We start from the raw sequence: 13323 nt of genomic DNA, 5'->3' as shown, positions 1-13323 counted from the left end.
GTTGGACCACCCGCGCGAAGAGCTTTTACTGCCGAGCCAATCGCGCGTTATCCGGCAACGGCAGATTGAAGTTCGTACGGAACGGATTGATATCCAACCCGCCGCGCCGTGTATATCGCGCATAAACCGCCAGCCGTTGCGGCTTGCATTCGCGCATCACGTCCATGAAAATCCGCTCGACGCATTGCTCGTGAAACCCCGTATGTTCGCGATAAGAAATAATATATCGCAGCAAACCGGCGTGATCGATCGGCGCACCGACATAGCGAATTTGCACACTGCCCCAATCCGGTTGCCCGGTCACCGGGCAATTGGACTTCAACAGATTCGAAAACAGCGTTTCATCGACTGGTGATTCGTCAAAAGAGGCGCGCAATAACGATGGATCCGGCGAATAAACATCAGCGTCCAGATCGAGCCGATCCAGCGATAACCCTTCGAACTCCTCCATCTTGAGTTTCAACGCAAACTCATAAGGCGCGACAAGCTGCACAGAAACATTCGCACCGCAAACAGCGGAAACATCCTTGCGAATCGCAGCCCGAACCTCGTCGATAGATTCAAACGCCGTCTGCGAGAAAGACCCGAGATACAGCTTGAACGACTTCGACTCCACAATATTCGGCGACTCCGCCGGCACGATGAACGTCGCCACCGCGATCTGCGGTTTGCCCTTTTTGTTCAGCCATGAAAGCTCGTAGGCATTCCAGATATCGGTGCCGAAAAACGGCAACTGCACCGGCACGCCGATAGCCTCGCGGCCAGCAGTCCGCGCGATGGGAAAGAGCAACGCCGGATCGTAGCGTTCGCTGTACTGGACCGGCTTGCCAAGGGGAGAGTGTTCGGGCGTATTCATGATGCGTTCGATATGCCACTCGGAACATGCCCCGTCGCAGTCACGACGCGGGCCGATTCGCAATGGCTAATTTGGTCGTCGAAAAAAAAGTCGGGTTCGAACTTGCCCAGGAACGGGCCTTTGTCCAATCCACCGAGGAACATCGCTTCGTCGATTTCGATGTTCCAGGCCATCAACGTCCGGATCGCGCGCTCGTGGGCAGGCGCCGATCGCGCCGTGACCAGCGCCGTGCGAATGCGCATCCGCGCGGTGTCGTGGCTAAGTTTTTGTAGCTTGTGAAGCGCTTCCAGGAGCGGTTTCAACGGGCCGTTCATCAATGGCAATTCCTTCTTGCCCACTTCATGTTCCACAAACGCCGGCAAACCCTGCGCCTGGAACACTTGCTCGGCTTCGTCAGAGAAAAGCACGGCATCGCCGTCGAAAGCGATTCGAATTTCGTCAGGATACCGGCTCGCCGCAAGCGGCGCTCGCGGCACGACCGTCGCGGCGGGAAAGCCGGCGGCGAGGGCATCGCGGACATCGGCTGAATTCGCGGACAGGAACAACGATGCGCGAAGCGGTTCCAGATACCCAAAAGGCGACCGGCCGCGCGTGAACACCCCGCGTTCGATCACCAGCCCATGCTCCTTGCATGAACTGAACGCGCGCAGACCGCTTATGGGATCGCTGCGCGACAAGATCACCACCTCCACGCGCCGCTCGCCGTCCACGTTCAACGCGAGCAGTTTCTCGATCAGCGAGAACGCGATACCGGGTTTAGCCGGAACATGAAGCCGGGAACGCTGCAGCGCCTCGTATTCGCGCGAGTCGCCGGCTTCATAGACTTCGTTCTCTTCTTCGAAGTCAAACAGCGCCCGCGATGAAATCGCGACCACCAGTTTGTCGTCCAGCGTGAAGGCCATGCGCTCGTCCGCTCGTCAGGCCAGGAACAGCTTGTAGACGGGATTCGCGCCTTCGTCCCACCACGGATAACCCAGCGTAGCGAGGAATCGTTCGAACTCGGCGTTCTCCGACGCCGGCACCTGGATGCCGACCAGGATCGAACTCGTATCCGCTCCCTGGTTCCGGTAATGGAACAGGCTGATATTCCAGTTCGGCGCCATCGATGAAAGGAATTTCATCAGCGCGCCCGGGCGCTCCGGAAACTCGAAACGCAGCAGGCGTTCGTCCTGTGCGAGCGGCGAATGGCCGCCGACCATGTAGCGGATATGTTGCTTCGACAGTTCGTCGTGACTGAGATCGACCGTGGCAAACCCGTGTTCGATAAACGCATTCGCCATCTGCACGGCTTCGCTGCGCGTCTTGATCTGCACGCCAACGAAGATATGCGCGGCTTTGGCATCCGCGATCCGGTAGTTGAACTCGGTTACGCTGCGCGTGCCGACCAGCTCGCAAAACCGCTTGAAACTGCCGCGTTCTTCCGGAATGGTCACCGCGAACACGGCTTCGCGCGCCTCGCCGACTTCAGCCCGTTCGGCCACAAAGCGCATGCGGTCGAAGTTCATGTTCGCGCCGGACGTCACGGCGACCAGCGTCTTCGCTTCCAGCCCCTCGCGCTCGGCATACAGCTTCGCACCCGCAACAGCCAGCGCTCCCGACGGTTCCAGCACGCTGCGCGTGTCCTGGAAAACGTCCTTGATCGCAGCGCAGAGGGCGTCGGTGTCGACGGTAAGGATCTCGTCGAGCAATTCGCGGCACAGCCGGAAGGTTTCCTCGCCAACCAGTTTCACCGCCGTGCCATCGGCGAACAGCCCGACTTCGGCCAGCGTGACGCGCTCGCCCGCCGCGATGGATTGCTTCATCGCGCATGAGTCGACCGCCTGCACGCCGATAACCCGGATTTCCGGGCGCACGGCCTTTACGTAAGCCGCGACACCTGCGGCGAGCCCGCCGCCGCCGATCGGGACGAAGATTGCGTGGATCGGGCCTTGATGCTGGCGCAGGATTTCCATCGCAACGGTGCCTTGGCCCGCGATCACGTCGGGATCATCGAACGGATGGACGAAGGTCAGGCCGCGTTCCTCCTGAAGCTTCACGGCGTGGCCGTACGCGTCGCTATACGATTCGCCGTGCTGGACGATTTCCACAGTCGGGCCACCGAACGCGCGCATGGCGTCGATCTTGACCTGCGGTGTGGTGACCGGCACCACGATCACCGCCTTGCAGCCAAGCCGGGTGGCGGAATAAGCGACGCCTTGGGCATGATTGCCCGCCGATGCCGTAATCACGCCGCGTGCGAGGACGTCAGCGGAAAGCTGCACCATCTTGTTGTACGCGCCGCGAATCTTGAACGAGAACACCGGCTGGTTATCTTCGCGCTTCAGGTATACCGAGTTGTGCAGCCGCGCGGACAAATTGCGCGCAGGTTCCAACTCGCTTTCGCGGGCGACATCGTAGACGCGCGCGGTCAGGACTTTCTTGAGGTAATCGGGGTGTGTCATTCCGGAGCCGTTCGCGCGGCTGTGCGCGCCATTTTTAAGAGCGAAAGCGTTAATAATAGCGCAGGGGCTCGCTGGCACGGGTTTCGGGCTTGACGGCGTTGACTCCGCCCGCAGAGCCTGGTAGCCGCAAACCGACGTCAATCCCAAGCGCTTTGCCGGAAACCGTTGACAACAAGGCATCAACCCCGAGCGCTGCGCTTCGAGCCGGCGCCCGCGAAAAACCCCGTCGCCGGTGAAAAAACAGCCAAAAAACCGTCGAAAATTGGCATGCACAAAGCCCTTCAACCCGCTACTGGCTGCGAACGGCAAACATCCCGATGGGTTAGAATTCGCTTTTCGATACAGGATCGGAAGATGCAACGGCAGTCCCGGACCGGCTTTTTAACGCATGTTCCCCGCGGCGCTCCACGCGAATGCTGCGCGCCCTGCTGCGCTATCCATGCGGCTTCGGAACGGCATGCGCGTCATCAGCGATCGTGGCGCTGATTCCGGACCCTCCGAAGGTTTTGCATCGTTTGCCAACCCCTGCCGGCGAGCACCTTCACAAAAAAGTATCACTCGAAAATCTGCGCCTCCCCGCGCAATGCCGGCTATCGCGCTGCTCGTGACTTTATCGTCAGCACAAGCGCCGGCTCACCGAACTGTCGAATATGAACGCACCCCAAGCCTTCGATCCGAACGGCGCCGCGCATGCCGTGGCCCTGGATACCGAGCCGCGCCTGCGCGAAATTCCCTATAACTACACGTCTTTCTCCGATCGCGAAATCGTCATTCGCCTGCTGGGCGAGGAAGCCTGGGCAGCGTTGGCCATTCTGCGCAGCGAACGCCGCACGGGCCGCTCGGCACGCATGCTGTATGAAGTGCTCGGTGACATCTGGGTCGTGCGTCGCAATCCGTATTTGCAGGACGACCTGCTCGACAACCCGAAACGCCGCGCATTGCTGATCGAAGCGTTGAATCACCGTCTGGGCGATATCGAAAAGCGTCGTAAAGCGGATCTGTCGCAGCATCAGGATGACGCCGGCCGGGAGCGCGCCGCACGCGTGGAACTGCTGATCAGCGCCGCCTGCCGCGCGGTGGAAGATTTCAAGAAAGAGTTCGAGCAAACCTACGATCTGCGCAAGAAGGCGTCGAAGGTCTTCAGCAAGGTCACCGAGAAAGACAACATCAAGTTCGACGGGCTGTCGCGGGTGTCCCACGTGACGGACGCAACGGACTGGCGCGTCGAATACCCGTTTGTCGTGCTCACGCCGGATACCGAGGCGGAAATCGCCGGCTTGATCAAGGCGTGCTTCGAGCTCGGCCTGACCGTGATTCCGCGTGGAGGCGGCACAGGCTACACGGGTGGCGCGATTCCCCTCACGCCGTTCGCGGCCGTCATCAACACCGAAAAGCTCGAACAGCTCGGACCCGTCGAAATGACGGACCTGCCAGGCGTCGACCACAAAGTCGCGACCATTTTCTCGGGCGCGGGTGTGGTCACACGCCGGGTGACCGAAGCCGCCGAACAGGCCGGTTTCGTCTTTGCGGTTGACCCGACGTCGCTGGATGCATCGTGTGTCGGCGGTAACGTCGCGATGAACGCCGGCGGTAAAAAGGCCGTACTGTGGGGCACGGCGCTCGACAATCTGGCCTGGTGGCGCATGGTCGATCCGCAGGGCAACTGGCTCGAAGTCACGCGCCTGGATCACAACTGCGGCAAGATCCACGACATTCCCGTGGCGCGTTTCCGGCTCGACTGGTTCGACGGAACGCGTGCGCCGGGCGAGAAATTGCTGCGCACGGAAGCGCTGGATATTTCCGGTAGCAAGTTCCGCAAGGAAGGCCTCGGCAAGGACGTGACGGATAAATTCCTGTCGGGTCTTCCAGGCGTGCAGAAGGAAGGTTGCGACGGGCTGATTACCTCGGCGCGCTGGATCCTGCACAAGATGCCCGCTCATACGCGCACCGTCTGCCTCGAATTCTTCGGTCAGGCGCGCGATGCGATTCCGAGCATCGTGGAAATCAAGGATTACTTGTTCGAGACGTCGAAGCAGGGCGGGGCGATTCTCGCCGGTCTCGAGCATCTCGACGAACGTTATCTGCGCGCGGTCGGTTACGCGACCAAGAGCAAGCGCAACGCGTTTCCGAAGATGGTGCTGATCGGCGATATCGTCGGTAACGATCCGGATGCGGTCGCGCAAGCCACCTCCGAAGTCGTCCGCATGGCGAACGGCAAGAGCGGCGAAGGGTTTGTCGCGGTGAATGCCGAGGCGCGCAAACGCTTCTGGCTCGATCGCTCGCGTACAGCCGCTATCGCGAAGCATACGAACGCGTTCAAGATCAACGAAGACGTGGTGATCCCGCTGAACCGCATGGGCGAGTACACGGACGGGATCGAGCGGATCAACATCGAATTGTCGATCAAGAACAAGCTGCAACTCGTCGATGCCCTCGAAACGTTCTTCAAGACGGGCAAGCTGCCGCTTGGAAAGAGCGACGACGCCAATGAAATTCCGAGCGCCGAATTGCTCGAAGACCGTGTGCAGCAAGCGCTAGATCTGTTGCAGCGAGTGCGTGCACGCTGGAGCTTCATCGGCGAAAAGCTGGATCTGCCGTTGCGCGAAGCGCAGCACTATATGGTTCAGCTCGGCTACGAAGGGTTGGCCGAAAAACTCGCGGATCGCGTGGATTTGCAGCCCGGTGTCCGCGTGTTCGATGTCGCGCAGGACCGCACGATCCGCATCTCCTGGAAGCAAGAAATCCGCGCCGAATTGCGTCACATCTTCAGCGGCGGCGAATTCAAGCCCATCCTCGAAGAAGCGCAGAACATCCATAAGACGGTGCTGCGCGGCCGCGTATTCGTCGCGCTGCACATGCACGCGGGCGACGGCAACGTCCACACCAATATCCCGGTCAACTCCGACAACTACGAGATGCTGCAGGACGCGCACGTCGCGGTCGCGCGCATCATGAAGCTCGCGCGCGATCTGGACGGCGTGATTTCGGGCGAACACGGTATTGGCATCACGAAGCTCGAGTTCCTGACCGAAGACGAAATTGCGGAGTTCCGCGAGTACAAACAACGCGTTGATCCGCAAGGCCGTTTCAACGCGGGCAAGTTGCTCGCGGGCGCTGATCTGCGCAATGCCTACACGCCAAGCTTCGGCCTGATGGGTTATGAATCGCTGATCATGCAGCAGTCGGACATTGGTGCGATCGCGGATTCCATCAAGGACTGCCTGCGTTGCGGCAAATGCAAGCCGGTCTGTGCGACCCACGTGCCGCGCGCCAACCTGCTCTACAGCCCGCGCAACAAGATTCTCGCGACGTCGCTGCTGGTCGAAGCGTTCCTATATGAAGAGCAGACGCGGCGCGGGGTATCGATAAAACATTGGGACGAGTTCAACGACGTCGCCGATCACTGCACCGTCTGTCACAAGTGCGTGACGCCGTGCCCGGTGAAGATCGATTTCGGCGATGTCACCATGAACATGCGCAACCTGCTGCGCAAGATGGGCAAGAAGAAATTCAACGCGGGCAATGCGGCCGGCATGTTCTTCCTCAACGCCACGAACCCGCAGACCATCAACCTCGCCCGCACGGCGATGATGGGCATTGGCTACAAGGCGCAGCGCCTCGGCAATGACGTGCTGAAGAAGTTCACGAAGAAGCAGACGGCGAAACCGCCTGCAACGGTCGGCAAGCCCGCGGTCACGCAGCAGGTGATCCACTTCATGAACAAGAAGATGCCGGGCAACCTGCCGAAGAAGACGGCGCGCGCGTTGCTCGACATCGAGGACAACAAGATTGTCCCGATCATCCGCAATCCGAAGACAACCACGTCGGATACGGAAGCGGTCTTCTACTTCCCGGGCTGCGGCTCGGAGCGCTTGTTCTCGCAGGTCGGCCTCGCCACGCAGGCCATGCTGTGGGAAGCCGGCGTGCAGACGGTGTTGCCGCCGGGTTACCTGTGCTGCGGTTATCCGCAACGCGGCGCCGGTCAATTCGATAAAGCCGAGAAGATTGTCACCGATAACCGCGTGTTGTTCCACCGTGTGGCCAATACGCTGAACTATCTGGACATCAAGACGGTGGTGGTGTCGTGCGGGACTTGCTACGACCAGCTGGCCGGGTATGAATTCGAGAAGATTTTCCCGGGCTGCCGGATTATCGATATCCACGAATTCCTGCTGGAAAAGAACATCAAGCTGGAAGGCGTGACGGGGACGCGCTACATGTATCACGACCCCTGCCACTCGCCGATCAAGACAATGGACCCCATCAAGCTCGTGAATGAACTCATGGGTTCGGCGAACGATGGCTACAAGATCGAGAAGAATGACCGGTGCTGTGGGGAATCCGGCACGCTCGCGGTGACGCGGCCGGACATTTCCACGCAAGTCCGCTTCCGCAAGGAAGAGGAAATTCGCAAGGGCGCGGCGAAGTTGCGCGACATTCCGCTCGTGGGCGAAGCGGGCGCGAACGGCATCAATCTGGCGAACGCATCGGCTGGAACGGCGGGTGCTGCACCGGGTTCGGTGCTAAAAGCGGGCGACGGCGCTCAATCCAGCGGAACCGACGTCAAGATCCTCACTAGCTGCCCGTCCTGCCTGCAAGGTTTGTCGCGTTATAACGAGGACGCAAACATCGAGGCGGACTATATCGTTGTGGAAATTGCCCGCAAGGTGCTCGGCGCGAGCTGGATGGAAGATTACGTGGCGCGCGCTAACGATGGCGGTATCGAGCGCGTGCTGGTGTAATAGCGGAACCGGGGCTTGTTTCGCTAGAGGAAAATGATGGACTGTGTCTTTTGCCGTGAAGACGGCGGCGAGGTCTTGTGGTCGGACGACTCAGTGCGCGTCGTCCTCGCCGATGAGCCCGAGTGGCCGGGCTTCTGCCGCGTGATCTGGCATGCGCACGTGGCGGAAATGTCCGATCTCGACAACGCCGCCCGCCTCAAGCTGATGACGGCGGTGAACGGCGTGGAGCGCGCGATCCGTCGCGCGCTCGCGCCGGCGAAGATCAATCTGGCAAGCCTCGGCAACCAGGTTCCGCACGTTCACTGGCACGTCATCCCGCGCCATTCCAACGATTCCCGTTTTCCGCTCCCTGTCTGGGCTCCGCGCCAGCGCACGGTGTCTCAAGCGCTGCTGTCCAACCGCCGCGCCCAGGCTACGTTGCTGCGCGAAGCGGTGCGCGCCGAAATGGTGCTGGCGTTCGGCCAACCACCCGGCGAACCCGGCTGACCCAGGCGCGAGGGCGTTCGGGCCTGACCGACTACCGACTCAATAAAGGCTCACCATGAGCGGATTGACTAAACAAACGCCGATTCCGACGGGCATTGTCGTGCATTCGAAAACGCGGGCTCTCGAACTGCAATATCCGAACGATCAGACGTATCGGATACCCTTTGAGCTGTTGCGCGTATATTCGCCGTCGGCGGAGGTGCAGGGCCACGGTCCCGGACAGGAAACGCTGCAAACGGGCAAGCGCGACGTGCTGATCATCGCGATCGAGCCGGTCGGCCACTACGCGTTGCAACTCAATTTCTCCGACGGCCACAATACCGGTCTTTATTCCTGGGACATCCTGCATGACCTCGCGGTCCGCCAGGATGAACTCTGGGCTGACTATCTCGCCAAACTGGAAGCGGCGGGTATCGACCGCGATACGCCAATGACGCAAAAAGCGTCGGGCGGCCACCGCCACTGAGCGGTTTTTATCTGTCGCGGCAATTTGTCGCGGCAACCGGCTGCAAATCCGCTTTCGGGCGCGGCCAACAACACGAACAAGATGAGGACGAACGCGATGAGCAAGACCCACTTCGGTTTTGAAACGGTCGACGAACAAGAAAAAGCGAAGAAGGTGGCGGGCGTTTTCGATTCGGTCGCGAGCAATTACGACTTGATGAACGACCTGATGTCGGGCGGGCTGCATCGCGCGTGGAAGTTCTTCGCGATCGGCCAGGCAAAGGTTCGTCCAGGCTACAAAGTGCTCGATCTGGCAGGCGGGACGGGCGATCTGGCGAAAGCGTTCGCGAAACAGGCAGGCGAAAAAGGCGAAGTCTGGCACACGGATATCAATGAATCGATGCTGCGCGTCGGGCGTGATCGTCTGATCGATCGAGGTGTGATCACACCAACCTTGATCTGCGACGCGGAGAAGATCCCGTTCCCGGATAATTATTTCGATATCATTACAGTTGCCTTTGGTCTCCGTAATATGACGCACAAAGATGGTGCGCTAACTGAAATGTACCGAGTGTTGAAGCCGGGCGGCAGAGTGCTGGTCCTGGAGTTCTCGAAGGTATGGGAGCCTTTGAAGAAGGCGTACGATCTCTACAGTTTCAAGTTTTTGCCGTGGCTTGGCGACAAATTCGCGAAAGATGCAGATAGCTATCGCTACTTGGCGGAGTCGATCCGGATGCATCCCGATCAAGAAACTTTAAAAGAAATGATGGAACGCGCAGGATTGGATCGAGTCGAATATTACAATTTGTCAGGTGGCGTGGTAGCTTTACACGTCGGGACCAAATTTTAGTGTTCCACTTTTATAAGGATTCGAAATGTCCGATTCGCGCTTACCCCAGACTCGGGGTTTCCTGAAGTCGTTATTCAGGAAAGCCGGGGTCGTTGCGCTGGCTGGCGTAATCATGGCCGGTGCACTAGCCACGGAAGATGCGGAGGCACGCCGCATGGGTGGCGGCCGCAGCATGGGCCGTCAATCAACCAGCGCAGCACAACAAAACCAGGCTACGCCGCCTTCGCAGTCCATGCAGTCGGGCCAGGCCGCCAACGCCCAGCGTGCGGCGCCGGCCGCGGCGCCCGCCGCCGCGGCCGCGCAGCCCGCGCGTAACCGCTGGATGGGTCCGCTCGCCGGTCTCGCCGCCGGTCTTGGTATTGCGGCGCTGTTGTCGTCCCTTGGTCTTGGCGGCGCGTTCGCAAGCGCAATGGCAAACATGATCATGATCGCGTTGATCGTGATGGCCGCCGTGATGGTGTTCCGCTTCATCATGAACCGCAGGAAAAACGCCAATACACCGGCGTATGCAGCCGCAGGCGCAGCTTCGCCGTTCGGCGGGTCGGCACGTAGCGGGTTCAACTCGCAGGAGCCCAGCTATGTGCCGCAATCGGCGCCGGGCGGTTATGGTCCGTCCGCTGCAGCGCTGAGCAGCGCGAATACGGTCGACGCCGCGCCGCAGATCGAGGTGCCCGCAGGCTTCGACACCGAAGCGTTCGTGCGTAACGCGAAGGTTTATTTCGTGCGCTTGCAGGACGCGTGGGACCGTGGCAATTCCAACGACATCCGCGAATTCACCACGCCGGAAATGTTCGCGGAAGTGAAGCTGGATATCGATGGGCGCGGCACGCAGCCGAACCGCACCGACGTCGTGCAACTCAACGCCGACATCCTGGGTGTCGAGGAGCGTGGTACGGAAAGCCTTGCCAGCGTGCGTTTCCACGGGCTGATTCGTGAAACGGAAGGCGCTGCGGCCGAGCCGTTCATCGAGATCTGGAACCTCTCGAAGCAGAAGTACGGCAACGAAGGCTGGTTGCTGGCCGGGATTCAACAGGTCAGTTAATGGGTCGGGCGAAGGGCTCAAAAAGCCGGTCGCCCGGGCGTTGAAGGGTAGGCCCGATGGCTAACGCAATGTCGGCCGCGCCGGGTGCCAAACGATAACGCCAGTTGCAAAGGTAGAATAGAAACCCGCGCGAGTGACCGCTTGCGCGGGTTTATTCATCTCAGAGCCGATGACGCACGCAGACGAATTCGCCCACCCCGCCGCATCTTCTGCCACCCAGGCCGCAGCCAGAGCTGCATCGAAAGCGTTCGCGGCTGCCGTGAACCACGTGCTCGCGCGCGAATCGTGGGCCCGCGAGCGTCTCACGCCTTACGCAGGCAAGACCGCGCGGCTGGCGCTTTCGCCGTTCTCGTTGTTGCTGATGGTCCAGCCGGACGGGCAGATAACCGCTGTCGATGAAACCGAAGCGCGCACTTTCGACGTTACGCTCTCCGTTCCCGCAGACGCCGTCCCGGCGTTCCTGCAAGGGGGCCAGGCGGCGGTGATGAAACACGTCCGCATAGAAGGCGACGCGGAGTTCGCGACCACGATCGCGAAGCTGGCCGAACATTTGCGGTGGGAGCCCGAAGAAGATCTGGCGCGCGTGATTGGCGACGGTCCCGCCCACCGAATCGGCTCGACCGTGCGCAAGGCGGGCGAACAAGCGCGCCGCTCTGGGCGGAACCTGCTTGAATCGGTGGCCGAATACCTGCTCGACGAACAACCTCAACTCGTGCGCCGCAGCGCCCTCGACACGTTCAATGCGGAACTGTCGATCGCCCGGGACGCGCTTGCGCGCGTTGAAAAGCGCATCGAGCGACTCGAACAAAAAGCCGAAGCCCGCGGCGCGTCAGCGTCCGGCGCCGCGTTACCGCGCGGCACGAGCAAGTAATGGGCTGAACCATGCGTCTTCTGCGTTTCCTCAAGATTTTCTTCACCGTAGTGCGATTCGGGCTCGACGAACTGGTAATGAGCGGCATCCAGGACCGGCGTGTCCGCTTGCTCATGCGCGTTACCACGTTCGGCCGCAGGTTCGACGTCGAACGCGGCGTGCGGTTGCGTCTCGCGCTCGAAAGTCTCGGGCCAATCTTCGTCAAGTTCGGGCAGGTGCTGTCAACGCGCCGCGATCTGCTTCCCGTCGACATAGCGAACGAGCTCGCCAAGCTTCAGGACCAGGTGCCGCCATTCGACTCGGACGTCGCTATCGCCATTGTGGAAAAGTCGCTGGGCTCACCCATTGACGTTTTGTTCGACGACTTCGAGCGTGTGCCTGTGGCGAGCGCATCGATCGCCCAGGTGCATTTCGCCAAGATCAAGACCGGCGCGCATGCGGGCAAGGCGGTGGCGGTGAAGGTGTTGCGGCCGAACATGTTGCCGGTGATCGATTCGGATCTCGCGTTGCTGCGCGACATTGCTTACTGGACCGAGCGGCTGTGGGCGGACGGCAAGCGGTTGAAGCCGCGCGAAGTCGTCGCCGAATTCGACAAATATCTCCACGACGAACTCGACCTGATGCGCGAGGCGGCGAACGGCAGCCAGTTGCGGCGCAATTTTGTGGGCCTCGATCTGCTGATGGTGCCCGAGATGTATTGGGACTATTCAGCGCCCACCGTGCTGGTGATGGAGCGCATGGTCGGCGTGCCGATCAGCCAGGTGGAAGTCCTGCGAGCGGCCGGGGTGGATATTCCGAAGCTGGCGCAGGAAGGTGTCGAGATATTCTTCACGCAGGTATTCCGCGACGGCTTTTTTCACGCCGACATGCATCCCGGCAACATCCAGGTGAGTCTCGCGGAAGAGACGTTCGGGCGGTATATCGCGCTGGATTTCGGGATTGTCGGCGCGTTGTCCGACTTCGATAAAAACTATCTGGCGCAGAATTTCCTGGCTTTCTTCAAGCGCGACTATCACCGTGTGGCCACGCTGCATCTGGAGTCAGGCTGGGTGCCCCCTAGCACGCGTGTCGAAGAGCTGGAAAGCGCGATCCGCGCGGTGTGCGAACCTTACTTCGACCGGGCGTTGAAGGATATTTCGCTGGGCCAGGTGCTGATGCGGCTCTTTTCCACCTCGCGCCGCTTCAACGTCGAGATTCAGCCCCAACTCGTGCTGCTGCAGAAAACGATGCTGAACGTGGAAGGGCTCGGCCGGTCGCTCGATCCTGAACTCGATCTGTGGAAGACCGCCAAGCCGTATCTTGAGCGCTGGATGAACGAGCAGGTCGGCTGGCGCGGCTGGTATGAAAGGCTGAAACTGGAAGCGCCGCAGTGGAGCAAGACGCTGCCGCAGTTGCCGCGCCTGATCCATCAGGTGCTGGCTGACCGGCACGATCAGCCGGGCGGCGGCAATGACGAGCTCATGCGCATGATCCTGATCGAGCAGAAGCGCACCAACCGTTTGCTGCAAGCCTTGCTGATCTTCGGGCTGGCGGTGGGTGCGGGCGCTGTGCTGGTCCAGTTCTGGCAGGTATTTGCATCCGGAGGTTGAGA

At 60.5% G+C, this 13323-nt stretch carries 10 protein-coding genes; 7 read left to right on the top strand and 3 right to left on the bottom strand.

Going from position 1 to position 13323, the window contains the following annotated elements; genetic code table 11:
- Positions 1-25: 25 nt before the first annotated feature.
- From queF to ilvA, 3 genes are read right to left on the bottom strand one after another with little or no spacing between them, the layout of a single operon-like run.
- On the bottom strand, positions 26-856 hold the full coding sequence (queF, locus tag ABH944_RS01115) for an NADPH-dependent 7-cyano-7-deazaguanine reductase QueF (protein WP_404604001.1): 831 nt from the start codon (positions 854-856) through the stop codon (positions 26-28).
- Positions 853-1758: a 5'-nucleotidase gene (locus ABH944_RS01110; protein WP_404604000.1), complete on the bottom strand. Its 906-nt coding sequence runs from the start codon at positions 1756-1758 to the stop codon at positions 853-855. The genes queF and ABH944_RS01110 overlap by 4 nt, the downstream gene beginning before the upstream one ends.
- A 15-nt stretch (positions 1759-1773) precedes the next feature.
- The gene (gene ilvA, locus ABH944_RS01105) at positions 1774-3297 is read right to left on the bottom strand and encodes a threonine ammonia-lyase, biosynthetic (protein ID WP_404603999.1); all 1524 of its coding nucleotides are present in this window, start codon (positions 3295-3297) and stop codon (positions 1774-1776) included.
- 650 nt (positions 3298-3947) lie between these two features.
- Here ilvA and ABH944_RS01100 point away from each other — a divergent pair.
- The 7 genes from ABH944_RS01100 to ubiB all read left to right on the top strand — a co-directional run bounded on the left by ABH944_RS01100 (position 3948) and on the right by ubiB (position 13321).
- Positions 3948-8039, top strand: coding sequence for a DUF3683 domain-containing protein (locus tag ABH944_RS01100; RefSeq protein WP_404603998.1), 4092 nt, complete (start codon positions 3948-3950; stop codon positions 8037-8039).
- A 36-nt stretch (positions 8040-8075) separates the two neighbouring features.
- Entirely contained in the window at positions 8076-8525 is a 450-nt protein-coding gene (locus tag ABH944_RS01095) for an HIT family protein (RefSeq protein WP_404604268.1), read from the top strand.
- Positions 8526-8580: 55 nt separating this feature from the next.
- On the top strand, positions 8581-8991 hold the full coding sequence (locus ABH944_RS01090) for a gamma-butyrobetaine hydroxylase family protein (RefSeq protein ID WP_404603997.1): 411 nt from the start codon (positions 8581-8583) through the stop codon (positions 8989-8991).
- A gap of 96 nt (positions 8992-9087) precedes the next feature.
- Positions 9088-9819 (top strand): bifunctional demethylmenaquinone methyltransferase/2-methoxy-6-polyprenyl-1,4-benzoquinol methylase UbiE, encoded by a 732-nt coding sequence (gene ubiE, locus ABH944_RS01085; protein ID WP_404603996.1) that lies wholly within the window; start codon positions 9088-9090, stop codon positions 9817-9819.
- A 25-nt stretch (positions 9820-9844) separates the two neighbouring features.
- The gene (locus tag ABH944_RS01080) at positions 9845-10861 is read left to right on the top strand and encodes a Tim44 domain-containing protein (RefSeq protein WP_404603995.1); all 1017 of its coding nucleotides are present in this window, start codon (positions 9845-9847) and stop codon (positions 10859-10861) included.
- A 169-nt stretch (positions 10862-11030) separates the two neighbouring features.
- On the top strand, positions 11031-11732 hold the full coding sequence (locus tag ABH944_RS01075) for a ubiquinone biosynthesis accessory factor UbiJ (protein WP_404603994.1): 702 nt from the start codon (positions 11031-11033) through the stop codon (positions 11730-11732).
- A gap of 11 nt (positions 11733-11743) precedes the next feature.
- The gene (gene ubiB / locus ABH944_RS01070; RefSeq protein WP_097260838.1) at positions 11744-13321 is read left to right on the top strand and encodes a ubiquinone biosynthesis regulatory protein kinase UbiB; all 1578 of its coding nucleotides are present in this window, start codon (positions 11744-11746) and stop codon (positions 13319-13321) included.
- The last annotated feature ends 2 nt before the right edge of the window (positions 13322-13323 follow it).

The organism is Caballeronia udeis (assembly GCF_044909315.1).
Lineage (GTDB): Bacteria > Pseudomonadota > Gammaproteobacteria > Burkholderiales > Burkholderiaceae > Caballeronia > Caballeronia udeis_A.
The sequence above is the reverse complement of the archived record's forward strand: the minus strand, read 5'-3'. Positions and strand labels throughout refer to the sequence as shown.

Bases quoted from the DNA above. Each gene is read 5' to 3' on its own strand.
- ABH944_RS01090 (WP_404603997.1), top strand. From the start codon at position 8,581: ATGAGCGGATTGACTAAACAAACGCCGATTCCGACGGGCATTGTCGTG.
- ABH944_RS01095 (WP_404604268.1), top strand. From the start codon at position 8,076: ATGGACTGTGTCTTTTGCCGTGAAGACGGCGGCGAGGTCTTGTGGTCG.
- queF (WP_404604001.1), bottom strand. From the start codon at position 856: ATGAATACGCCCGAACACTCTCCCCTTGGCAAGCCGGTCCAGTACAGC.
- ilvA (WP_404603999.1), bottom strand. From the start codon at position 3,297: ATGACACACCCCGATTACCTCAAGAAAGTCCTGACCGCGCGCGTCTAC.
- ABH944_RS01100 (WP_404603998.1), top strand. From the start codon at position 3,948: ATGAACGCACCCCAAGCCTTCGATCCGAACGGCGCCGCGCATGCCGTG.
- ubiE (WP_404603996.1), top strand. From the start codon at position 9,088: ATGAGCAAGACCCACTTCGGTTTTGAAACGGTCGACGAACAAGAAAAA.
- ABH944_RS01075 (WP_404603994.1), top strand. From the start codon at position 11,031: ATGACGCACGCAGACGAATTCGCCCACCCCGCCGCATCTTCTGCCACC.
- ABH944_RS01080 (WP_404603995.1), top strand. From the start codon at position 9,845: ATGTCCGATTCGCGCTTACCCCAGACTCGGGGTTTCCTGAAGTCGTTA.
- ubiB (WP_097260838.1), top strand. From the start codon at position 11,744: ATGCGTCTTCTGCGTTTCCTCAAGATTTTCTTCACCGTAGTGCGATTC.
- ABH944_RS01110 (WP_404604000.1), bottom strand. From the start codon at position 1,758: ATGGCCTTCACGCTGGACGACAAACTGGTGGTCGCGATTTCATCGCGG.